Annotated in this window: 20 protein-coding genes; 11 read left to right on the top strand and 9 right to left on the bottom strand. The window is 57.2% G+C overall.

From position 1 onward, the window contains the following. Positions 1-36: 36 nt before the first annotated feature. Genes A3L12_RS07065 through A3L12_RS07055 form a run of 3 tightly spaced genes read right to left on the bottom strand, consistent with a single transcriptional unit; the run spans position 37 to position 3561 of the window. The gene (locus A3L12_RS07065) at positions 37-558 is read right to left on the bottom strand and encodes a TIGR00288 family NYN domain-containing protein (protein WP_088882965.1); all 522 of its coding nucleotides are present in this window, start codon (positions 556-558) and stop codon (positions 37-39) included. After that, on the bottom strand, positions 555-1061 hold the full coding sequence (locus A3L12_RS07060; protein WP_088882964.1) for a TIGR00288 family NYN domain-containing protein: 507 nt from the start codon (positions 1059-1061) through the stop codon (positions 555-557). The genes A3L12_RS07065 and A3L12_RS07060 overlap by 4 nt, the downstream gene beginning before the upstream one ends. A gap of 58 nt (positions 1062-1119) precedes the next feature. Beyond that, on the bottom strand, positions 1120-3561 hold the full coding sequence (locus A3L12_RS07055) for a tRNA(Met) cytidine acetyltransferase TmcA (protein WP_088882963.1): 2442 nt from the start codon (positions 3559-3561) through the stop codon (positions 1120-1122). 118 nt (positions 3562-3679) lie between these two features. On the opposite strand from A3L12_RS07055, the gene A3L12_RS07050 reads away from it, so the two are divergent. Continuing rightward, the gene (locus A3L12_RS07050; RefSeq protein ID WP_088882962.1) at positions 3680-5575 is read left to right on the top strand and encodes a S9 family peptidase; all 1896 of its coding nucleotides are present in this window, start codon (positions 3680-3682) and stop codon (positions 5573-5575) included. Between the two features lie 55 nt (positions 5576-5630). Further along, entirely contained in the window at positions 5631-6221 is a 591-nt protein-coding gene (locus A3L12_RS07045; protein WP_088882961.1) for a molybdenum cofactor guanylyltransferase, read from the top strand. 4 nt (positions 6222-6225) lie between these two features. On the opposite strand, the gene A3L12_RS07040 is transcribed toward A3L12_RS07045, so the two are convergent. Then, on the bottom strand, positions 6226-6738 hold the full coding sequence (locus A3L12_RS07040; protein WP_088882960.1) for a biotin transporter BioY: 513 nt from the start codon (positions 6736-6738) through the stop codon (positions 6226-6228). A gap of 99 nt (positions 6739-6837) precedes the next feature. Here A3L12_RS07040 and A3L12_RS07035 point away from each other — a divergent pair, with 99 nt between their 5' ends. Next, entirely contained in the window at positions 6838-7629 is a 792-nt protein-coding gene (locus A3L12_RS07035) for an energy-coupling factor ABC transporter ATP-binding protein (RefSeq protein WP_088882959.1), read from the top strand. Next, complete coding sequence (locus A3L12_RS07030; RefSeq protein ID WP_088882958.1) at positions 7626-8381, top strand: energy-coupling factor transporter transmembrane protein EcfT; 756 nt, start codon at positions 7626-7628, stop codon at positions 8379-8381. Before A3L12_RS07035 ends, A3L12_RS07030 begins: the two co-directional genes overlap by 4 nt. Here the strand turns inward: A3L12_RS07030 and A3L12_RS07025 are convergent. After that, positions 8378-9013 (bottom strand): hypothetical protein, encoded by a 636-nt coding sequence (locus tag A3L12_RS07025; protein WP_232462883.1) that lies wholly within the window; start codon positions 9011-9013, stop codon positions 8378-8380. The two genes, A3L12_RS07030 and A3L12_RS07025, sit on opposite strands and share 4 nt — an antisense overlap. Before the next feature lie 39 nt (positions 9014-9052). Further along, on the bottom strand, positions 9053-9433 hold the full coding sequence (locus tag A3L12_RS07020) for a hypothetical protein (protein ID WP_232462882.1): 381 nt from the start codon (positions 9431-9433) through the stop codon (positions 9053-9055). Positions 9434-9524: 91 nt separating this feature from the next. On the opposite strand from A3L12_RS07020, the gene A3L12_RS07015 reads away from it, so the two are divergent. Next, positions 9525-10322, top strand: coding sequence for a DUF63 family protein (locus A3L12_RS07015; protein ID WP_088882956.1), 798 nt, complete (start codon positions 9525-9527; stop codon positions 10320-10322). A gap of 1 nt (position 10323) precedes the next feature. On the opposite strand, the gene A3L12_RS07010 is transcribed toward A3L12_RS07015, so the two are convergent. From A3L12_RS07010 to A3L12_RS07000, 3 genes are read right to left on the bottom strand one after another with little or no spacing between them, the layout of a single operon-like run. Then, positions 10324-12819: a DEAD/DEAH box helicase gene (locus tag A3L12_RS07010; protein ID WP_088883246.1), complete on the bottom strand. Its 2496-nt coding sequence runs from the start codon at positions 12817-12819 to the stop codon at positions 10324-10326. A gap of 2 nt (positions 12820-12821) precedes the next feature. Then, positions 12822-13292 carry an Lrp/AsnC family transcriptional regulator gene (locus A3L12_RS07005; RefSeq protein WP_088882955.1) on the bottom strand — a complete coding sequence of 157 codons (471 nt, stop codon included), beginning with the start codon at positions 13290-13292 and terminating at the stop codon, positions 12822-12824. A 25-nt stretch (positions 13293-13317) separates the two neighbouring features. Then, a complete protein-coding gene (locus tag A3L12_RS07000) occupies positions 13318-14445 on the bottom strand; it encodes a tyrosine--tRNA ligase (protein ID WP_088882954.1) in 1128 nt (375 codons plus the stop codon). Between the two features lie 121 nt (positions 14446-14566). Between A3L12_RS07000 and A3L12_RS06995 the strand changes: the two genes are divergently transcribed. The 6 genes from A3L12_RS06995 to A3L12_RS06970 all read left to right on the top strand — a co-directional run bounded on the left by A3L12_RS06995 (position 14567) and on the right by A3L12_RS06970 (position 21546). Then, positions 14567-15613, top strand: coding sequence for a CGP-CTERM sorting domain-containing protein (locus A3L12_RS06995; RefSeq protein WP_088882953.1), 1047 nt, complete (start codon positions 14567-14569; stop codon positions 15611-15613). Between the two features lie 73 nt (positions 15614-15686). Next, positions 15687-17138: an ABC transporter substrate-binding protein gene (locus tag A3L12_RS06990; protein WP_088882952.1), complete on the top strand. Its 1452-nt coding sequence runs from the start codon at positions 15687-15689 to the stop codon at positions 17136-17138. 143 nt (positions 17139-17281) lie between these two features. Further along, the gene (locus A3L12_RS06985) at positions 17282-19120 is read left to right on the top strand and encodes an iron ABC transporter permease (RefSeq protein ID WP_088882951.1); all 1839 of its coding nucleotides are present in this window, start codon (positions 17282-17284) and stop codon (positions 19118-19120) included. Positions 19121-19130: 10 nt separating this feature from the next. After that, on the top strand, positions 19131-20195 hold the full coding sequence (locus tag A3L12_RS06980) for an ABC transporter ATP-binding protein (protein ID WP_088882950.1): 1065 nt from the start codon (positions 19131-19133) through the stop codon (positions 20193-20195). A gap of 28 nt (positions 20196-20223) precedes the next feature. Next, positions 20224-20853 carry a DUF447 domain-containing protein gene (locus A3L12_RS06975; protein ID WP_088882949.1) on the top strand — a complete coding sequence of 210 codons (630 nt, stop codon included), beginning with the start codon at positions 20224-20226 and terminating at the stop codon, positions 20851-20853. A 69-nt stretch (positions 20854-20922) separates the two neighbouring features. Next, complete coding sequence (locus A3L12_RS06970; protein ID WP_088882948.1) at positions 20923-21546, top strand: hypothetical protein; 624 nt, start codon at positions 20923-20925, stop codon at positions 21544-21546. Positions 21547-21644 lie beyond the last annotated feature (98 nt).

The raw sequence follows: 21644 nt of genomic DNA, 5'->3' as shown, positions 1-21644 counted from the left end.
CTCACCGGGCGGGAATGGGGGGCGACCTTAAAAAGGTTATTCAGGCCTCTCTTCGCTCTTTCCCTCCATCCTGATGACGTAGTCTGCCGCGTTCTGGAGGGCCACGGAAAAGCCGGGGTTGATGCCAACAACCACGGTCTCCTTACCCCTGCGCTTGGCCTCGTTTATTATCGGGAGGAAATCGGCGTCCCGGGTTGCGATGGCTATGACATCGACGTCGGAGTTGTAGATGAGCTCCATGGCCTCTATGGCGATCCTCACGTCCGTATCTCCCGCCACTATTATAGGCTCAAGCCCCTGATTAACCACGGCCTCTATGAGGCCCTGAGAGGCGTACTGGTTGAGGACCACCTTTGCAACGCGGATCTTCCCTATCCTCCCGAGGGCCTGAAGGATGTCTTCGAGCTTTATCCCGAACTCCTTCCTCAGAATGTTGGGACCGTCTATGATCAGCCCGATGCTTTTCTCCTCAACCTTCTCCCCGGGTTTTTCCGGCACTCTGGCTTCCCGGGTTTCCTCCTCTCCACGCTTGAGGACCCTGAGAAGGCGTTCCTTCATTCCCCCTCACCCCTCAGGGTTATGACGTAGTCTGCCGCATGCTTTAGCGCCACGGAAAAGCCGGGTTCGATGCCAATAACCACGGTCTCCTTACCCTTCTCCTTCGCCTTGAGGATAACCGGAAGGAACTCGGCGTTTCTCGTTGCGATGGCTATGACGTCGATGTTGGGGTTGTATATCTCCCTCATGGCCTCGACGGCGAGTTTGACGCCTGTTTCCCCGGAAACGACGATAACATCGAAGCCCTGATTCGAAACCGCCTCTATGAGGCCCTGAGGGGCGTACTGGTTGAGGACCACCTTCGTAACGCGCAGGTCACCGAGGTCCTCGAGGGAGCGAACGATGTCTTCAAGCTTTATCCCGAACTCCTTCCTGAGAATGTTGGGACCGTCTATGAGCAGTGCTATCCTCTTCCCCCGGCTTATCTTCCGTCTCATTGTGCCTATGCTCCTTATACCATCCTTCGTTATCGATACTATCCTCTCCCACTTACTGCCCGCCATAGGCGTCACCGTTGAAAGTAAATCCAGCAGAAGTTGGTTGTTATCCTATAAAAAGGTATCATGACCGGGGAAGGATCCTCCGGTAGTAGTACCAGAGTCCCCTGATGATGTCCCTGACCTCGATCATCGTAAAGGTCTCCGTCCTGCCTATGAGTTCCGCGGTTTCCTTCCAGCCGTGGGCCTGAAGAACCCTGTAGATGAGGAGTTTTACCTGCCTGTCGTCGAGGTAGGGCTTCATCCAGCCGTCGAGGAAGTAGAGCTTAACTATCGGTTTTACCGCGTCAACGACCGTATCGTACGTCAGAACCCTGCCCGTGAAGGCGTCGAGACGCTTCCTCTGGACTTCCGTGAGGTACACCGGGTAATCCACGGCCTCGCCGAAGGGCGTTTCGAAGAGCCAGCGCGCTATCTCCGGCTCGAGCTCCCTGTGGGTGTCCCCCAGCCACTCCGTCAGCCTTATGCGGAACTCGTCGCTGGCCCTCTTTACAATCTCCTTGGCCCTCTCGCTTATGGGTTTCAGGACGATGGCCGTGAACTCACCGCTCACGGGGTTTCTGGCGGGGCTGAGATGAACCACTGCAAATCCATTTCTCACCCAGAAGCGGACCAGCTCCTCGCTCGCCCCGAAGCCCGAGCCTATCCAGTCGAGCCCCTTCTCCCTCGCCTCCTTCTCGAGAAGCTCGAGGGCCCTGCTCCCGAGTCCCATGTCCATAGCATCCGGGTGGGTGGCTATCCTGACCACCCGGTAGCCCTTCAGCCTCGCGAACTCTTTCGCAAGGTGATGCTTGACCATCATGTCCGGGATTATGTTCCCCCTTGGCTTGTAACCCTTCGCCATCTTCCCTATGACCTTCTTTGGAATGCCGCCCTCCATGGCTATCTGGATGGCCGTGACTATCTTGCCGTTCTTCAGACGGAGAACCCTCGCATCGTGGTGTGGAGCGTCCGCGAGCAGGGCAACGTCGCTCGGTCTGTTCCTGTAGTGGGCGAGGATGTAGACGCCAACGAAGTTCCTCAGATCCTCCCTCTCGTTCTCGAACCAGTCGTCCAGATCCGGCTTCTCAAGGTAAACCTCCATGTTCTTTATCAGCTCGTAATCCTCCTCCGTGAGTTCAACGGGCTCCGCGTCCAGCAGGAGGACGTCAAAGAGCCACCTCTCGATTGGATCGTTCCCGGCGTACCTGATGGGCTCTTCAAGGTGGAGCTCCCTGAACTCCCTGCGCTCGCGGGCCCTCTTCAGGAACTTGACCGAGAAACCCCTACCGGCACCCTCGTAGCCGTGCACTGTTGAGGAGTAAACCACCCTTGGCATGTTGAGGTACCTGTAGAGCAGTGGCACGTGAATCCCCGCGGCCTCGTCGATCACGTAGAGGTCGGCCTTTTCCCTATACCCCCCCGCGGGCGGGTGATAGCTGATGATCAGTCCTTCCGTCTGAAGCCCAACGATGAGGTCGTTTTCCTCAACGACGCGCGGCTCGAAACCGAGTCTTTCCAGTGCCTTCCTCGCGAAGCGGAACAGCGTTTGAACGTTCTCGGGTTCGGGGGCGGTGACGACTATCCTCGCGCGCTTTTTGATGCTCAGGCCAAAGCCCACCGCGGCCATGCCGAGGGAAGCGCTCTTGCCCCTTCCCCTGTCTGCCGTGAGAACTATCATGCCCTCCTCACGAACGAGTCCTTCGAAGGAGCCGATAGCATTAACCTGTCCCTCCGTGAGGGCCATCCCGTAGAGTTCCCGGGGAAAGAGCCTGCCCCTTGGAATCTTAACGCCCTTCCGGGCCCTTATCCTCGCCACCTTTTTCCCCCGCTTCGGCTTCTTCTTGAGCTTTCCGCCCTCGGTGATTATGTATATCCCCTCGTGCTCCACAAACTTCCGTATAAGGCGCCTGTTGAACCTCTTCTTAACGTCGTCTATGGTGTAGGGTGGGGTTACGAGGCTCTTGTGGAAACCCGTCCACATCTTCTTCCACTTCTTGAACGGATGGCCGAGGACGAATATCAGACCGCCACCGCGGACGGTTTCAATGATCCTGCCGAGGTCGTTGGGGGAGTGATCGTAGCTCATATCCAGAACGAGGATGTCGTAGGTTCTACCGAGGATGTCCCGGGTGTGCTTGAAGGTAACAGCCTTAACCTCGACCTTCGGGCCGGTTAGAACGTCGAAGTGCTTCCTGAAGGCATCGTAACGCTTCCGCCCGAAGGTCTCCTCGCCGAGGGCATCGGTCGCGTACAGAACGCTTATCCCTCCCTCATCCTCGCTCCTGAGCCTTTTCCTTACGAGTTCCTCGACGATCCCGCTCAAGAACCGGGAAGATGCCCCGGCAAGGATTCCCGCCAGCTCGGCCTTCCTCAGCGTGTCACCCTGAATCAGTATCATCCTTCTGTGGAACTTCTCAAGGGCCTGAGCGAGTGCCGTCTCGGTTAGCTTGAGAACGCCATCGTCAACCCCCTCGCCTCTGGCGTATTCCCTCACCCTCTCATCAAAGCGGACTTTAACGGCCATGGTCATCCCTCCCGGGTATGGAAGGGAGAGAAACTTAAAAAGGTTGGCCGGAATTTCTCGATAATCATCGAAACGCTAAGCTTTTATACGAAATGCACCAGATTCCTCCGGTGGTCGTATGGTAAAGGTTCTCACGGAGAAGGACCTCGGAAAGTTCAGACTCGTCGGAAACGTCGACGCCTCCGGAAGGAAGCTCGTCTTTCAGGTAACGGAGATAAGCGTTAAGGAAGACGACTACTTTTCAAGGCTCTACCTCTACAACGGGAGGAAAGTTAGACAGTTCACCTCCGGCAAAAAGGACTCCAACCCAAGGTTCTCGCCGGACGGGAAGCTCATAGCCTTTGCATCAAAGCGCGGGGAGAAGGAAGGGGCGGAACTTTACGTCATCCCGACCGGCGGGGGAGAGGCGAGGCTCCTCACCCGGTTCAGGTACGAGATCAGGAAGGTTCGTTTCACGGAAGATGGGAACGTGGCAGTGGTCACGCCCGTTGACGTTGAGAAAAAGCCGAGGGATGATGTCCACCGCATAAGGGAGATACCCTTCTGGTCCAACGGCGTCGGCTGGGTCTACGGCAGGAGGAATGCTGTTTATGTAGTTGACGTCGAAACCGGGAGGAAGAGGCGCCTGACTCCCAAGAACCTTGACGTGGGTCAGGTGAGGTTCCACGGGGGCAGGCTCTACTTCACGGCTCAGGAAGACCGCGAGAGGAAGCCGATGGTGAGCGATCTCTACGTCCTCAGGGGCAGGAAGGCGGAGAGGCTAACCCCGGGAAGGTGGGGGATCAGCGACTTCATACCTCTGGATGATGGGACCTTCATCCTGAAGGCCAACACGAGGGAGAGAGGGATTCCAACGAACACCCACATCTACCACTACAACCCCGAGACGGGTGAGATGAGGAAGCTAACCTCCCGGCTCGATCGTTCCGCCTACAACTCCCTCAACTGTGACGTTCGCGGAAGCCAGAGGGCCGAACTGGTCTTCAGGGACGGCTGGATCTACTACATAGCCACCGACGGGCCGAGGGCCAGCCTCTTCAGGGTCAACCTCGAGGGGAAGGTGGAGAGGGTTGTAGCTGGAGACAGGAGCATTGAGAGCTTTGCCATTGGTGACTACGTGGCCTTCACGGCTCAGGATGAGCTAAACCCGACGGAACTCTACGTTCTGCGGGACGGAAGGGAGAGGAGGATCACCCGCTTCAACGACTGGATCAAGGACTACAAACTCTCCAGACCCGAACACTTCAGGGTTAAGGCGAGCGATGGCGTTGAAATCGACGCGTGGGTGATGAAGCCGGTTAACTTCGAACCCGGGAAGAAGTACCCGGCGGTGCTCGAGATCCACGGCGGTCCGAAGACGGCCTACGGTCACTCCTTCATGCACGAGTTCCACGTCCTCACGGCCAAGGGGTTCGTGGTGGTGTTCTCCAATCCGCGCGGGAGCGACGGCTACGGCGAGGACTTCGCCGACATAAGGGGGCACTACGGCGAGAGGGATTATATGGACCTGATGGAAGTGATCGACGAAGCCCTGAGGAGGTTCGACTTCATCGACGGGGAAAGGATAGGCGTCACCGGGGGTTCCTACGGCGGGTTCATGACGAACTGGATAGTCGGACACACTGACCGCTTCAGGGCTGCGGTAACCCAGCGCTCCATATCCAGCTGGGTGAGTTTCTTCGGTACAACCGACATCGGCTACTACTTCGCTCCCGACCAGATCGGTGGCGACCCGTGGAGCAATCCCGACGGTTACTGGGAGAAGTCGCCCCTGAAGTACGCGCCCAACGTTAAGACACCTCTCCTCATAATCCACTCTATGGAGGACTACCGCTGCTGGCTGCCGGAGGCGCTGCAGTTCTACACGGCACTCAAATACCTCGGAAAGACCGTTGAACTGGCCCTCTTCCCGGGCGAGAACCACGACCTGAGCAGGGGAGGAAAGCCGAAACACAGGATCAGGAGGCTCGAGCTGATCACCGGGTGGATGGAGAGGTGGCTGGGAAATGAGTAAGCCCTTTTTCATTTTTTAAGGGGAAGGTATTTAAGCCCGGTCAGTATCATCTGCCATGCTCGGAGCGATAATGGCGTTCCCGGAGAGAAGGGTGGAAAACCACACCCTTCCCCTTGCGGGTCAGCCCTTGGTAAAGTTAACCGAGAGGAGGCTTTTCCTTAGCAAAAGGATCGACGATATCATCACGATCGTGAGGAAGGACCTTCTCAGGGCTTATTCCCTTCACGTCTCGAAGCCGGTACCCGTTTCGGCAGGGAGCGGGATGGAGGCCCTCCTCAAAGCCCTCCCGGACGAACCTTTCTTTCTGGCCGGCGGCAACATGCCGTTGATAATGCCCTTCCTCGTCAACTACATGGTGGGGGTCTTCTACGAGAACGAACCCGAGGCGTTGATACCCGTGTGGAAGGACGGAACGGAGGAGGTTACCCACGCGATCTACGAGCCCCTGAGTCTGAGGAACGCTATAGAGGCCGCCCTGTCGGAGGGGTACAGGAGCCTTTCAAGGATAGGAGAATTCCTCGATTACGAACCGCTCCCCATAGAAGAACTGGCCGGAAGGAACCCAAAGGTCACGCTGAGCTTTTTCAGGGTCAGGAGTCCCTTCGACGTTAAGTTCGCCGAGGAAACCCTCAGAAGGGAGAAATAGAGAATCAACCGGGGATTGACTTCACCCTCTCCGCCACAAGGACCGCCAGAGCGGCCTTTCCGAGGTCTATGGCCACGAAGGGCAGAACCCCGAGGAGAAAGGCCCCCTGAAAGTCGCCCCCAAGGAAGTAACCCAGCCTCAGCCAGCCGAGGAGGTAGATGATCCCGATGCCCGTGAGGGAGCCGGCTATCATCCCAGCCCTCCTTTCGAGTTTCTCCGTCATGTAGCCTGCAACGAACGCCGCCAGAGGGAACGCCACTATGTAACCCCCCGTTGGCCCGTAAAGGACCGCAAAGCCACCCTGAAAGCCGGCAAAGACGGGAATTCCAACGGCTCCCATGAAGACGTAAACCAGCTGACTGAGGAAGCCAAGCCTCGCGCCGAGGACGAGACCGCTCAGAAGGACGAAGAACACCTGAAACGTTACCGGAACGGTTCCTATTGGAACGCTGATCTGAGCCCCAACGGCAGTCAGGGCCGCAAAGAGGGCCGCAAACGCCACATCAGCCGCCTTCATTTGATCCCCCACGGGGGCACTCCACCGATTCTTAAAACGTTTTGGTTCCCCCGGCATCACCGGGAACTTTTTTAAACTGCCCCTCAGAAGTGAGTGGCGATGCTGAAGGCCGAGAACGTCTGGTACAGATACGAGAACGGAAGGGAAGCCCTCAGAGGCGTGGACTTTGAGATGGGCGAGGAGATAGTGGCTCTCGTGGGTAAAAACGGGAGCGGAAAGACCACGCTGGCGAAACACTTCAACGGCCTTCTGAAGCCCACGGAGGGAAGGGTGACGGTTGATGGAATGGACACGAGGGAGCACACCGTGGCCGAACTCTCGAGGGTGGTTGGCTACGTCTTCCAGAACCCGGAACACATGTTCTTCGAGGAGAACGTCTTCAGGGAAGTCGCCTTCGGACCGAGGAACCTCGGCCTGAGCGAGGAGGAGGTGGAGGATAGGGTGAGGTGGGCCCTGAAGGCCGTTAACCTCGAGGGCTACGAGGACAGGTCACCTTACTCCCTCAGCGGCGGGGAGAAACAGAGGCTCGCCATAGCGGCGGTGCTGGCCATGAAACCGAGGTATCTGATCCTCGACGAGCCCACGACGGGACTGGACGAGAGAAACGCCCGAAGTGTCAGGGAAACGATAGGGGAACTGAGGAAAGCCGGCCACGGGATACTCCTGATAACCCACGATATGGAACTCGTCCTCGAGCTTGCCGAGAGGGTGGTTCTTCTGCACGGCGGTAGGAAGCGCTTTGACGGATCTCCAGCCGGGTTCTTCTCCCTCGAGCTCCACGATTACGGACTTGAAAAGCCCGAACTCCTCAGGATAGCCGAAAAGCTCGGCCTCGGGTTCGTGAGGAGCACCTCCGACGTTATAAACGCCCTCGTGGGTGATGGGGGATGATGTACCTCTTCTACTCGGAGAGGGACTCGATACTGCACTCCCTCGACCCGAGGACGAAGATATTGATTAGCCTCGTCGGGATGGCCACGATAATGCTCTACAACGACCCGACCTTTCTTATCCCGGCCTTCTTCACCGTCCTGATCCTCGGAAAGGTCCTCGGGAAGGTGAGCGTGACGGAGATGCTCCGCCTCCTCAAGCCCCTCCTCCCGATAGTTATCATAACGATACTCCTGTGGCCGCTGGTTTACACCCCGAGGCTCCGCGGCCTTCTCCTTGGAATCTCCTTCTCCATGCGTCTCCTGACGTTTGCCCTCCTAACGTTCCTTCTCCTCGTGACCACGAGCCAGCGCGATCTTATTCTGGGCTTCGTAAAGCTCGGCATGCCCTACGAGTTCGGCCTGACCGTTTCGATATCCCTGCGCTACATCCCAACGCTCTACGCCCTCGCCGGCAACGTGATGGACGCCCAGAAGAGCCGCGGCTGGGAGGTGGAGAAGGGAAACCTGCTGACGAGGATCAGGAGGATGAGCGCCGTTTTGATACCCCTCCTCGTTGCATCCCTCAAAACCGCCCACGAGCTGAGCATAGCCCTCGAAAGCAGGGCCTTTGGAGCGAGCGGAAAGAGGACGTTCCTCCACGACATCGAGATGACAAAAAGGGACTACGCGGCCATAGGTATCGTTCTGGCGCTCTTTGCGGTGGCCCTCTACCTCCGCTACGGCCTTGGAATGGGGCACGTAAGCGTTTAGAGGAGGGGCTTTACCAGAGAATCCACCGGCAGGGAGTGGTCGCCGATAGCCGAGACCTCCTCCGGAGGCGCCCTGAGGAGCGTTGTGTTGAGACGGTAATGACCGCGGTAGGAACTAACCCTCAGAACCGCCAGAATCTCAAAGATCTCTGGAACGAGGAAGAAACGCCCGAACTCGCCCGGAAGGTCGAGCTCGTTGAGGGCCATGACCTCGTGTCCCAGAACGAGCATCAGTCCCTTCCCGTCGACGAGCCGCCTTATTTCAACGAGGGCCTCGGCGGAACGGTTCAGGAGCGTCGGGAAGAGCGAGACCACAACAAGGGAGCCGTCCTGAACGAGGTTAAGCGCCCCCACCAGCTCTTCTGAGGAGTAAACCTTTCCCATGTAGAGGTTTGATAGATCCGCGGTTAAGCGCTTCAGGAGGGGGATTGAAAGGGACACCCCGGGGCCGAGGTGATAAACCGGACCCCCTTCAAGGGCCTTCGCGACGAGGTGATAAAGGAAAACAACTCCCGCGAGCTTGTCCGTTGCCACGACTCCGGCCATGCTCCCCTCCCTCAAGGTAACCGGAAAACCTTCGAAGGGTTTAAGCTCCCTTACCTGAGCCTCGGCCGGTTTGAAGAACATGGCCATCAGGTCGACTGGAACATGGGGCTATTTATACCTTGCGTATCATCCCAGCGATCCGAGGGTAACGAAGCCGAGGATGACGGTGATGAGGACCACCAACCCCTCTATCACACCCGCCACCAGCCATGCCATAAAGGCCCGGAACCAGTCGGTGTTGAAAACGACCTTTATGACCCAGATGTAGGTTATCAGGGAAGCTATGACCCCGAGCGGCCGGAGGATAAACCCGACTATGATGAGGACGAGGAACGCGAGAAGACCACCGCCGAGTATCCCCACCATGGCCTTTCCGATTGAGGCATCACGGATCCCGATGAGCTTCGCCGCAGCCCAGAGGAAGAGAGCCGCCACGAAGAGGCCCAGAAATAGGACCATCAGGACCGCTCCACCAAAGACGTAGGGAATTCCGTACACTTCTATCACCCGGGGCACTTAGGGTTAAGGGCTTTATCACCCTTTCCCTCCCGTCCGAAAGGCCTTTAAACCGAGGATGAGAGGCACGGGGGGGAGGCTCATGACGGGTATCTGGCAATCTCTGTGGGAGTTCTTTAACGCGTACTTCTGGGAGCCGATGTTCACGAGGAGCGGCTACAACGCGATCAACACCCTTGTTTACGCGCTCCTTCTGGGACTCGGTGTGATATACTCATACAGGTATATAATAAAGCCCCTCGGGATAAAGGTGGACGGGAGGCTCTATCTGGCGGTTACCCCGATGGTCGTCTTCGGTGCCACGGTGAGGGCGCTGGTGGATGGAGGCGTTCTTCCGAAACACCCGCTCCTACTGACGCCGGGCGTGTTTTTCACGGCCTTCTTCCTCATCCTGCCGGCCATCGTGGCCGATGCGAGGCTTGGAACGTATCCGAAGATAACAACCGCCTGGGGCTCCCTTCTGGCCCTCTGGGCCCTTTACCTGCTGGTTACCAGCGCGAAGAACTGGGAACCTTACGGTCTCACCCTTTTGCACACGGCGGTTAGCTTCGTTGCAGTGCTCGCCTTCTACAGGTGGAGGCCCTTCGACAGACTCTACCTCTACCCCGTTCTGGCCCACTACTTCGACATAGCCTCGACCGTCGTGGCCATCCACTTCTACGGCTACCGTGAAGTCCACTGGCTGGAGAGCATGCTCGTGAACCGCTTCGGTGCCTACTTCTACTATCCGTGGATAACCATAATACTCGTGGTCGTCTACTACGGTCTAAAATACCTCGTGCCGGACGAGGAGGAGAGGAGGTACTGGTACCTCGCGGTTTACATCCTCGGCCTTGGACCGGCCATAAGGGATCCCGCCCAGATGATCCTCCAGCTCTGATTCACCTCCTTCTTCCCTCCTCGATCTCCCTCCTGAGGATTCTGGCTTCCTCCTCCGTTTTCCTAACGCGGAAGACCCTCGCTATCCTCCCGATGGCCTCGAGCTTCCTGACAATCCCGTCGAGCCACGTAAACACGTCCCCGGGGTAGACCGTCAGACCGTAAACCTTCCTGAAGTGCTCCGCTATCTGCGTCGGATGCCTGCCGTCCCTCCTGAGTTCGATTATCAGATCGCTCACCCTCTCCATGGCATACTCCGTGCAATCCTCCTCCGGGCACATGAAGAACTCCTGATAGATGGTGAAGAGCCTCTCGGCGGCGTTGGGGCTCAGCTCGGGGATGACCCTGTCCAGCTCCTCGAGGATTGAGGCGAAACCCGGGGAGAAGATTCTGGCGCTCAGCCTTCCCCTGATTGCCCCCTCGAGCTCCCTCTGGAGCCTTCCGCCCATGTAAAGGTTCTCAAAGGGAAATAACTTAACCGCCATCCAGCGGGCGGGCCTCTTCCCGAGGTTGTCCCTTATGAAGGCAGCTTCCTTCGGGAGCAGAAAACTCATACTAACGGCCCTTCCGTAGGGCGTAACTTCAACGAAGGGCCTTTTAAGACGAACGAAACCGAATTCCTGGAGCTTTTCAAGGACCTTTTCGGCGCTCTGGTTGGCGCCGAGGCACCTCCCCTGTACCTCCTCGATCACGTCCAGCCGGTTGAAGACGCAGGAATGTGCCAGAACGTTGTCCTGCTCGAGCTCGTCGCTCCACTCAACCTTCACGGGTTCCACCGGCTCGTTTAAGAGCCTGAAGGCGACCTCATCCTCGGAACCCTCCATCCCGGCGGAGTACTTCCTTCCGGGCTCGATGATGAGGTAGACCTTCCCCTTCTCGTGGTAAAGGGGTCTTCCGGCCCTGCCGAGCATCTGGTGGAACTCCCGGACGGTGAGCCACTTCCTCCCCATCGCGAGGCTCTCGAAGATAACCTGACTTGCCGGGAAGTCGACCCCGGCTCCAAGTGCGGCCGTGGTGACCACAACGTCCAGACGCTGGCTCAGGAACTCCATCTCGGTTAGCTTCCTCTGCCTGTAGGGAAGACCCGAGTGGTAGGGTTTGGCCTTCAGGCCCTTTGAAGTAAGGTAGGCGGAAAGCTCGTGGGTCCTCTTTCGGGAGAAGGTGAAGACTATCGTCTGCCCCTTGTAGCCCTGCGGGGATTTTCTCATCGCTTCCGCCCGGCAGAGGGCCGCTATGTGGCGCCATTTTTCTGACTCGTTCCTCGCCACGATGACGTGCCTCTCCAGATCGACCGGTCTCTCGTCGTAGAGCACCGGCTTCAGTTCAAGTTCCCTGGCCAGCTCCCCGGGGTTCCCGATGGTTGCGCTCAGACCTATGAACTGGGCCTTCGGGTAGAGCATCCTAAGGCGGGCTATGAGGCCGTCGAGCCTCGGACCGCGCTCCTCATCGTCTATCATGTGTATCTCGTCTATAACCACCGTCCCGACGTTTCCTATCTTCCTGCCGGCGCGGAGGAGGTAGTCTATCCCCTCGTAGGTTCCGACCACCACGTCGGCGTCTATACCCGTATCAACGACCACCGGCTCGTCCTTCGTTTTAATCCTGCTCATGCCCACCCGGATGGCCACCTTCAGCCCGAGCCGGGAATACCTCCGTCTGAAGTCCTCGTACTTCTGGTTGGCCAGGGCCACGAGGGGAACCAGGAACAGCAGTTTCTTCCCCTCCATTGCCCTCGGGATGCCCGCCAGCTCTCCGATAAGGGTTTTGCCGCTTGCAGTTGCTGAAACCACGAGGAGGCTCTCCCCATCGAGGAGGCCGTTTCTTACGGCCAGACTCTGAACCGGGAGGAGTTCGTCGATGCCCTCCTCCTTAAGAACCGATTTAAACTCCTCCGGAACCGGAAGTTCATCGAGTCGGATTCCCTCGACCTTAACGTGCCTGGCCTTCAGCTCGTCCCACCGCGTCACCTCCGGATGCTTCACGGGATCGAAGCGCGGGTCAAAGGCGTAGAGGACCTTGTCGAGATCGCGGAAACGTTTGAGGAGGTTCTTCGCCTGATCGAACATGGCCGTGCTCCTGAACCTGAAGCGGAGCTCCCTCTTCAGCTCGTCCTCGGCACAGCGCTCGCATATGTATTCATCCCGGTATTTGATCCTCTTACCCGGCGTCAGGACGGTTATTCTGCCTTCGAGGAGACAGAGGCGGCAGAGCTCGGCCCTCTCAACTTTCCCGTTCTGGAGTCTCTTCCTGAAGTAGTCTTCCCACTCTTCAGCCCCCACCAGAACGATCCTCGCCTCCCTGAGGAGTTTCTCAATCTCCTTGGGGTTCCTGTAGTTGCTCCCTTCGAGGACCTTGAAAAGCCTTCCATCGCGCATCAGGAGGCGGTACACCCTGTCGGCCTTAATGTTCTCCATCCCTGAGAGTTTGTGGGGCTCCTTCTCGATGAAAAAGGCTTCAAGCTCGTTCTTTTTTCTTCCCGGTCGAATCACGAAGAGCATCCTCACTCCCTTCCCCTGAAGGACACCCAGTTCTCCTTGAAGGTCTCCATGATGAGGCTTACCTCAACCCGCTCAAGGTTTTTACCGAAGAACCTCCTGAGCCTCCCGGCGAAGGCCTTTACCTCGTCGGTGTTATGAAAGCTCGCCCTTATCAGTATCTGCTCCCCGCCACTGCGTCTGTGGAGGCTCTGAACTTCCTCCAGCGCCGCAATCCGTCTGAGGATTGGATCGACGGTGTGATCGTCTATCGCCAGCTCGAGCTCGATGAAGACCTGAACGTACTCCTCAAGAAAGGCGGGATCGACGATGGCCGAGTAGCCCCTGATGGCCCTCAGTTTTTCCAGCTTTTCCATCCTGTTCTTAACGCTTGCCGGGGAGAGGCCTACCCGCCTTCCGAGCTCGGTCAGGGTTATACGACCCTCCCTCCGGAGTATCCTGAGTATCTCCCTGTCCTTCTCGTCCACCCCTGGCATGGGTTCCACCGGCCGGAGGAAAAAATCAGCGGGTTATCCTTACCTCCCGCATCAGTTCGAGCGGTTCGGGGTTCCTCTCAAAGTAGTCCCTCACGGGCCTGAGGAGGTCGATGAGGTACTCGGCCACGGCGTTCTTGAGGTCGAGGGGGTGGAGCCTGCCCTCCGCAAAGTCCCTTCTGAGCTCATCGAAAGTCGTGTAGGTAACGTCCCCACCGAACTTCGCGGGACGGTGGATCGTGAACTCGATCGGCTCCTCCCGGAAGATTATGTGCTCCGCCCAGTCGAGGACGGGGTTGTAGTTAACCTCTTTTGCCGGGCAAAAGGCCTTTCTGAGCTTTTCCCTGATCTCTTCGGGCGTATCGTGGATGAAAACGGCCGAATAGGGCTTGCTCTTGCTCATCTTCATCTGGGTCTTAAGCTCCTTGAACTTCTCCTCGCTCTCTATGGGCCAGACCGGAGGTTCCTGCAGGCCGAGCAGGAGGTGATGGTGAAGGGCAACGGGTTTGAGCTTCTCGCCCTTCCACTCGAGGGGGTGGTACCTGAGCTTCTGGGCCACCTCCAGAGCTATCACGTGGGCCTTCCTCTGGTCCATGCCGGCGTGGGCGATGGTGACGCCCTGATAGAATATGTCCGCCACCTGCATCGCGGGGTATATCAGCTTGGCGAAGTCTATGGCCTCGCCCATCTGACGGCCCATTATCGTTATGGAACGCATCATTCTGGCGAGGGTGACGTTCTTGGATATGTCTATGACGGTCTGCCAGTAGTCGCCCTTCTCGAGAATCTCGCTTGCGAGCACGAACTCCACCTTGTCCGGATCACCGCCCATTATCCTTATGCTCTGCTTCATGCCCTCCTTGAAGTAGGTGAGCGCCACCCTCTGGATAACCTCGAGGTCACCGCCGAGCTTGTCGTTTATCCAGCTGTGCCAGTCGGCGAGGAAAACCCTCGTTTTAATTCCAGCCTTCTGAAGGTCCGCTATCTTCGCCCCGGCCATGAGGCCGGTTCCAAGGTGGATGTAACCGCTTATCTCAAACCCTATGTAGTGCTGCATTGGAACGCCAGTCTCGAGCAGGTGCCTGAGGTTCTCCTCCGTCAGAAGCTCCTCCGTTGGCTTTCTCCTGATAAGCTCTATCCTTCCTTCAACGTCCATAACACCACCTGAAGCCTGAAGGACGGGAACCTTTAAGGACTTTGCGGAAGTTTTTCTAACCTGTTAAAGTTCGATTCATAAGATTTATAACCCCATGAAACGTTATTAACCCGGTGATACCATGCGAAAGGCTGCAATGATAGTGGCCGTGTTTGTGTTCTTTGGTGTTTTTGGCTTTGCCATGGCAAGCGCAACCACCATCGGTGTTGATCTCGCCCACGGCGAGAGCGATAAGGGACTGGCGGCCCTGACTGACAAAAACGGCACCGTTCTCGCGGAAGGAATGATAAAGACCCTCGGCGACTTCAACTGGGTCTACATCGGAGACCCGGCCGAGGCAGACACGCTCGGAATCGACAGCGTGGGGGAGAAGATAACCTACGATGCCATCAAGGACGTTGACTTCCTCATCCTCGGTCAGCCGAGTCAGGCCTTCGCCCAGGACGAGATTCAGGCCATCGTGAAGTGGTGGAGCGACGGTAACAGGATCCTCTGGGTTGCCGCCGATTCCGACTATGGAGACGGTGTGAACAGGATCGACTTCGCCGACGCTATTCTCGACAACATCGGGGCCAACCTCCGCGTTGATCAGGCTTCCGTTGAGGATGCCACCAGCAACGCCGGGGCCGGCTACCGTGTCGTGGGTCAGGTTAACCCCGACTCGAGCACCCCGGACAAGGACATGATAACCAAGGACCTTGCCAACGGGGGGAAGGTTCTCTTCCACGGCCCGGGCGTCGTGGCCTACGTCGATGACAGCGGCAACTGGAAGGCCCTCACTCCAAACGCCGGTATTGAAAACGTCTACGTGATCGTCACCAGCAGCAAGGACGGGCAGATCGTTGAGAACAACGACCCGGCGGCCAACGCCTACGAGGCCGGCAGCACCGGCGTGTTCCCGCTCATGGCCGTCCAGCTCTTCCCGGACAAGAAGAACGTCCTCATAGTCAGCGGTGAGACACCCTACGGTGGCTATGAGCCGATGTGGGCACCGGAATATCACGGCGTCAAGCTCGATGGCCCGCAGTTCGTCAGCAACTTCATTAAGTGGGCCACCTCGGTCCAGAGCACTCTGGGCCAGACGAAGAGCGAGAGCGGGGAAAGCACCTGTGGTCCCGCTGCCATTCTCGGCCTTGCACTGCTTCCACTCCTCAGGAGGAGGAAGTGACGCCTTCTCTTGCTTCCATTAATTTTTTATTGTGTTTTGAGAAGCCCCACCCGTTAAGGTTGAGGTGGTAAAAATGAAAAAGCTCGCTTCGGCGGTTGTGATAGCTCTTCTCGCACTCAGCATGGTTGCCAGTGGCTGCATAGGAGGTGAGAACACCTCGACGGCAACTTCCGGCGAGGGAATAACCCTCGTCATCGTTACGAGGCACGATGCCACCATCCAGTACATGACGAAGCAGATATTCCTCAAGAGCGACGTAGCCAAGGAGTACAACATAAAGGACCTCAAGTTCATCAAGGTTCCCGAAAGCCTCTGGCCGAGCTACATCGAGAAAGGCGCGGACGTCGGATGGGGCGGGGGGCCAACGCTCTTCGATGACCTCTACAGGGAAAACTACCTCGCCCCGATAACCGATGAGAAAATCCTGAACCTGCTCGGCAACCAGATACCAACCGAACTCGCGGGAATGTCCATGGTCAGAAAGGACGGGGACAAGGTCTACTGGATAGCGGCGGCGCTTTCCTCCTTTGGTTTCACCGTCAACAAGGCCCAGCTCAAAAAGTGGAACCTCGAGATGCCGGAGAAGTGGGAGGACGTTGCCAGCGAAAAATGGGCCATCGATCCGCCCCAGTACGGCATAGCGGATCCAACGAAGAGCACCTCCAACACGAGGATATACCAGATCATCCTTCAGGCCTTTGGATGGGAAGAGGGCTGGCGCGTGATGACCCTGATAGCCGCCAACTCCAAGGTTTACATGGCGAGTGATGCCGTTAGGGACGCCGTGATAAACGGCGAGATAGCAGCAGGAAACACGATAGACTTCTACGGCTACACGGCCATGCAGCAGAACCCCGACTGCCTTTACGTCGTCCCGAAGGGGGAGAGCATCATCAACGGTGACCCGATAGCGCTCCTCGCCAAGGCAGAGCATCCCGAGGCGGCGCAGGCCTTCATCTACTGGGTCCTGACGGAGGGGCAGGCCATCTGGATGAGCCCGGACATAAACAGGCTCCCCATCAACCCCCAGATATTCGACATGAAGGTGACCAAGACCTACGCCGATGTCATATTCAAGGGTCAGCACGAGGGCCAGACCTACGGTCAGGCGAGACCCGCTCTTAAGAAGGCCTACGAGGATGCCACGAGTGCCCAGGGAATACCCTTCGACGACAAGAGGGCCCTCGAGACCGTAAGTGCCCTCCAGTACTACTTCAAGGCCACGCTCGTCGATCCGAACCAGCAGCTCCACAGCGCGTGGGTGGCCATAGCCAAGGCGTACAGAGAAGGCAAGATAACCAAAGATCAGTTCGAAAGTCTCAAGAAGGAGCTCACCGATCCGATAGAGTTCAAGGACCCCGAGACTGGCAAGACGGTCACCTTCACGGAGGAATACGCCAAGAGCATCAACGACAGGATCGTAAAGGACAGGAACTTCCAGGACCAGCTCGTTCAGGCCTGGCGTCAGGCCGCCATGGACAAGTACAACAAAGTCCTTCAGGATCTCAAGGGGATAACCGGATGAGTTTAACATCTTTCTGAAAATTTCCTATTTTATCTTCCGAATTTCCATGTTTTTGAACGCAAGGAGCTTTTGGAAACGTTTAAATAGGCACCCCAGAACCATGCATGGAACAGGGATCTAAAGAGAGCGGAGGTTGAGAACCCATGAAGGTTAGCAAGTGGAGTGAGAGACTGTTCGGAACACCGATCTTCGATCCGGTCGTGGGCACCTCGTTTCTGCTGCCGCTCCTTTACCTGCTGACGTTCCTCGTGATACCTGTAATTGCCATGCTGGCGGTGGCCTTCGAGTACAACGGCAGCTTTTCCCTTCACTGGTTCAAGAGCATACTCACCTCGGAGTACTTCATCAGCCTTCACCCTCAGGGGACCTTCTCACAGCTGGTGGAGACCTCGAGTGAGAAGATATACTACGTTCAGGGCGTCGACTTTGGGGTTGTCCTGAACTCGATAATAGTATCCCTCAGCGTTATGCTCCTCACGACGATTCTGGGGACGGTCTTCGCCTTTGTGATGGCCCGCTACGACTTCCCCGGAAAGAACATCGTCAGGATCCTCCTTTTCGTTCCGCTTCTCGTCACGCCCTTCGTGAACGTCTTCGTTGTGAAGAAGATGTTCCTCCCGAACGGGCTCATCAACTGGATCTTCTACGACATCCTTCACCTCTTCCCCCACAGAATCGTTATTGACGGTCTCGTGGGCGTTATAGTCGGCCAGACGATGACCTACTACCCGATCGTCTACCTGAACGCCTACGCCAGCTTCATCAACATAGACCCGACGCTCGAGGAGCAGGCCGAGAACCTCGGGAGCGGGGGCCTACACCTCTTCAGGACGGTAACTTTTCCGCTGGCACTTCCGGGAATAGCTGCCGGAGCGACGCTGGTTGGTATATTCAGCCTCGAGGACCTCGCCGCACCCATAGTATTTCAGGGCAACCCCCTCGCCAGAAAGCTCATGTCCTTCCAGATATACAGCGCGTTTACGAGTGGATTCAACGTTGGAAGCCCGCAGCTGGCGGCACTCGCCCTGGTAATGCTCACCATAGCCCTTCTAATGTTCCTCGGCATCAGGAAGTACGTAAGCATGAAGGAGTACTCCATGATAAGCAAGGGTGGAAGGTGGAAGCCCCGTGTGGCCAAGCCCAGGGGCTGGCAGGCGGCCCTCATATACCTCGTGGTCATTCCCATGCTCCTCATATCCATATTCCCGCAGGTTGGTGTCGTCCTCCTCGCCTTCAGCAGGAGCTGGGCGGGAACGTGGCCCACCGGGTTCACCACGGCCCACATAAAGAGCATCGTAACCCAGCCGGACATCGAGAGGGTCATCATCAACAGCGTTACCTATTCAACAATAGCCATAGTCGTCATCATCCTCCTCTCACTCACGGCCTCCTACGCCTCCAGCAGGTTCAAAAAGAGCAAGCTCGGGCCCACTCTGGACAGCCTGGCCACCATACCCATAGCCGTTCCCGGAATAGTCATAGCCATGAGCTACTTCTTCTTCTTCGCGAAGGTCTTCCCGGACACGCCCCTCGACCCAACGAACCTCCTCGGCTTCAATCCAGCTATGGTGCTCGTGCTGGCCTACTCCATAAGGCGTCTGCCCTTCGCGGCCCGCTCCATATCGGCCGGAATCCAGCAGGTCCACGTGTCGCTTGAGGAGGCGGCACTGAACCTCGGGGCGAGCAGGTGGAAGGCCCTCACGGGCATACTCATACCCCTGATACTCCTCAACCTGCTCGGAGGTGCAATGCTCAGCTTCGTCTACTGCATGAGCGAGACGAGTGTGGGCATCACCCTCGGTTCCATCAACCCCGACTACTACCCGATAACGGCCAGAATGGTCGAGCTGATGACGAGTGCTGTAGGGAGTGCCAACCTCGCCGCGGCGCTGGGAGTCTTCCTGATGACGGTGCAGATCATAGCCATCGTTCTGGCGAACGTGATAACCAAACAGAGGTACTCCTTCATAGGTCTCACGTGAGGTGGTCTGGATGGTTGAAGTCAAACTTGAAAACGTCGTCAAGACCTTCGGGGAAACCGTCGCCCTCAAGGGGATAAACCTCCATATAAAGGAGGGAGAGCTCTTCACCCTGCTCGGGCCGAGCGGCTGTGGAAAATCCACCACCCTCAGGATAATCGCGGGTCTCGACTTCCCGGACAGCGGGAGGGTATACTTCGGTGACGACGAGGTCACATACCTACCCTCGAGCAAGCGCGGGGCGGTGCTCGTCTTCCAGAACTACGCCCTCTGGCCGCACATGACCGTCTTCGACAACGTCGCCTACGGCCTCAAAATCAGGAAGCTCCCCAAAGAGGATATAAAGAAGAGGGTCGAATGGGCCCTCGATCTCATCAGGCTCAGGGGTCTCGAGGACCGCTACCCGACCCAGCTGTCCGGGGGCCAGCAGCAGCGCGTTGCCATAGCCAGAGCCCTCGTTGTTGAGCCGAGGGTCCTCCTCCTCGACGAGCCGCTGAGCAACCTCGATGCCAAACTCCGCCTCGAGATGCGTTCCGAGATAAGGAGAATCCAGCGCGAGCTCGGAATCACGGTAATCTACGTGACCCACGACCAGGAGGAGGCCATGGCCATAAGCGACAGGATAGCCGTTATGAACGTCGGGACCGTCGAGCAGGTCGGAACACCGAAGGAGATCTACGAGAGTCCGAAAACAGAGTTCGTCGCCAGTTTCATGGGCAAAACCAACGTCATTCCAGCAAAGGTCGTGGAGAGGAACGGCGAGCTCGTATCGGTTGAGTTCGAGGGTATGAAACTGGACGGCCTGAGGTACAGCGGGGAGAGCAACGACGTGGTGGTCGTCATCAGGCCTGAAAGAATAAGGCTCAAGCCCTCCGAGAACGCGATTTCGCTCCAGGGAACGGTGGACCTCGTTGAGTACTACGGCTTCTTCATCGAGGTGGTCGGCCTGTTCGGGGACACGAGGATCATAGCCAGAACCATCAACGACAGGGAAGTTGCGGGCCTGAAGCCCACAAAGCCGGTGACCTTCTACGTGGACAGGGACGATGTCATCGTCCTTCCGAGGGGGAGGCTTTGATTTTCCTTTACGTTTCCCCGGTGGTCGGATGCTGGAGTTCTTCAACGAGGGTCAGGTTTACGAGGTTATCCTCGTTACGCGCTCAAACGCCACCCCTGTAGGCGTTGTACGGAGGGGCAGGAAGTTCTTCTTCAGGCTCTTCGGGGGAAAGAGCGCCGAAGAACTCAGGGAATGGCCTCAGGCTACAATCCAGATAACCGGTGACGTGGAACTCCTCGTAAAACTGGCCCTAAACATGGACGTCGCCCTCGAGTTCGAAGGGCGCGAAGGATACCGCTGGATCAGGAACCTTCCCGGTTTCTACGGGAGGGTTGAGGTTGAGGAGGAAGAGCACGAGGACGAGCTGGGGAAGGCGAGGACGCTCCTCTGCTTCATGGAACCCCTCGGCTACATCCCCGGAAAGCCCGCACCAAGGCCCCTGAGCCGGGCGGATTTTCACCTGCTTGAGATGGCGATTCACCTCACGAGGCTTCCAGTGGCCCTTAGAAATGGAAGAGGGGACGTTGCAAAGGACCTCTACGAGGGGGTGATGTTGAACTACAGGGCCTACAAACGCTTCGGTGGGAGCTCGGCTATTGCCCGGAGAATGGCTCAGGAGGCCGAAAAGATGTTCAGGGACTCTGGAAGGTTCCCGAAGAGGGAAACCAGCGACCCATGAGTCCATTGTGGGCCCTTCCCTTGACGTTTAGCCATGGAAGAGTTTTTAAACCGTATCCGCAAGCCCCCCATGGTGATGGAGGTGAAGTTCAAGGGCAAAGCCTTCGGCAACTTCGTGAGGATTGAATTCGAGATCCTCACCCTCGGCGAGCTTAAGATAACGGACCTGCGAGACTTTGACGTTGATTCCATCAAGCTGGAGCTCAGGCCAACCTCCTCCGGGATAAAGGTCATCGGTATATGGGAAGGTAAAATCGAGGAGGCCGGGGAGGGAATAAAGAAGGCCCTCCTGGAGAGCTACAAACTTCGTGAGAGGATCCTCAACGGCATAAGGAGCAAAACCGAAGCCATAAGGAGCACCATGCACCAGCTCGGCTTTAAGGAGGAGGTTGAGGGCTACGGAAACGTCCTCAGGTTCACCAAAAAACTGGGGGCCTACAACGTGATGGTCGTGGTCTCAACCACGGACGATGTGGTGCGCGTTGAGGTTTACGGCAACGACGGAAAGATCATAAGCCCCGAGCTGGAGAGCATCTTCGAGGACGTTGAGATCGAGGAGCTCGAGGTTTACGACTTCGAGGACACCAAGGAGGAAAGGCTCGTCATCAACCTTGAGATACCGAAGAACGACGATAAGCCGGGTAACAAGATAGTGGAAGCCATAAAAATGATAGAAAACATGCTCATGGCCTGATCATTTGTATTTTCCCTCGAGCTGGAGCCCCTTGAGTCTGGCCAAGTTCGACCACGTTCTCGAGCAAAACATCATCCGATGCGAGCGTTAACATGTCC

This window comes from Thermococcus sp. P6 (assembly GCF_002214525.1).
In the GTDB taxonomy this organism is placed as follows: domain Archaea; phylum Methanobacteriota_B; class Thermococci; order Thermococcales; family Thermococcaceae; genus Thermococcus.
The sequence above is the reverse complement of the archived record's forward strand: the minus strand, read 5'-3'. Positions and strand labels throughout refer to the sequence as shown.

Bases quoted from the DNA above. Each gene is read 5' to 3' on its own strand.
- A3L12_RS06980 (WP_088882950.1), top strand. From the start codon at position 19,131: ATGGTTGAAGTCAAACTTGAAAACGTCGTCAAGACCTTCGGGGAAACC.
- A3L12_RS07025 (WP_232462883.1), bottom strand. From the start codon at position 9,013: ATGGCCATGTTCTTCAAACCGGCCGAGGCTCAGGTAAGGGAGCTTAAA.
- A3L12_RS07035 (WP_088882959.1), top strand. From the start codon at position 6,838: ATGCTGAAGGCCGAGAACGTCTGGTACAGATACGAGAACGGAAGGGAA.
- A3L12_RS07040 (WP_088882960.1), bottom strand. From the start codon at position 6,738: ATGAAGGCGGCTGATGTGGCGTTTGCGGCCCTCTTTGCGGCCCTGACT.
- A3L12_RS07000 (WP_088882954.1), bottom strand. From the start codon at position 14,445: ATGGACGTTGAAGGAAGGATAGAGCTTATCAGGAGAAAGCCAACGGAG.
- A3L12_RS06990 (WP_088882952.1), top strand. From the start codon at position 15,687: ATGAAAAAGCTCGCTTCGGCGGTTGTGATAGCTCTTCTCGCACTCAGC.
- A3L12_RS06985 (WP_088882951.1), top strand. From the start codon at position 17,282: ATGAAGGTTAGCAAGTGGAGTGAGAGACTGTTCGGAACACCGATCTTC.
- A3L12_RS07065 (WP_088882965.1), bottom strand. From the start codon at position 558: ATGAAGGAACGCCTTCTCAGGGTCCTCAAGCGTGGAGAGGAGGAAACC.
- A3L12_RS07010 (WP_088883246.1), bottom strand. From the start codon at position 12,819: ATGCTCTTCGTGATTCGACCGGGAAGAAAAAAGAACGAGCTTGAAGCC.
- A3L12_RS06970 (WP_088882948.1), top strand. From the start codon at position 20,923: ATGGTGATGGAGGTGAAGTTCAAGGGCAAAGCCTTCGGCAACTTCGTG.
- A3L12_RS07015 (WP_088882956.1), top strand. From the start codon at position 9,525: ATGACGGGTATCTGGCAATCTCTGTGGGAGTTCTTTAACGCGTACTTC.
- A3L12_RS07060 (WP_088882964.1), bottom strand. From the start codon at position 1,061: ATGGCGGGCAGTAAGTGGGAGAGGATAGTATCGATAACGAAGGATGGT.
- A3L12_RS07050 (WP_088882962.1), top strand. From the start codon at position 3,680: ATGGTAAAGGTTCTCACGGAGAAGGACCTCGGAAAGTTCAGACTCGTC.
- A3L12_RS06995 (WP_088882953.1), top strand. From the start codon at position 14,567: ATGCGAAAGGCTGCAATGATAGTGGCCGTGTTTGTGTTCTTTGGTGTT.
- A3L12_RS06975 (WP_088882949.1), top strand. From the start codon at position 20,224: ATGCTGGAGTTCTTCAACGAGGGTCAGGTTTACGAGGTTATCCTCGTT.
- A3L12_RS07030 (WP_088882958.1), top strand. From the start codon at position 7,626: ATGATGTACCTCTTCTACTCGGAGAGGGACTCGATACTGCACTCCCTC.
- A3L12_RS07005 (WP_088882955.1), bottom strand. From the start codon at position 13,292: ATGCCAGGGGTGGACGAGAAGGACAGGGAGATACTCAGGATACTCCGG.
- A3L12_RS07055 (WP_088882963.1), bottom strand. From the start codon at position 3,561: ATGGCCGTTAAAGTCCGCTTTGATGAGAGGGTGAGGGAATACGCCAGA.
- A3L12_RS07045 (WP_088882961.1), top strand. From the start codon at position 5,631: ATGCTCGGAGCGATAATGGCGTTCCCGGAGAGAAGGGTGGAAAACCAC.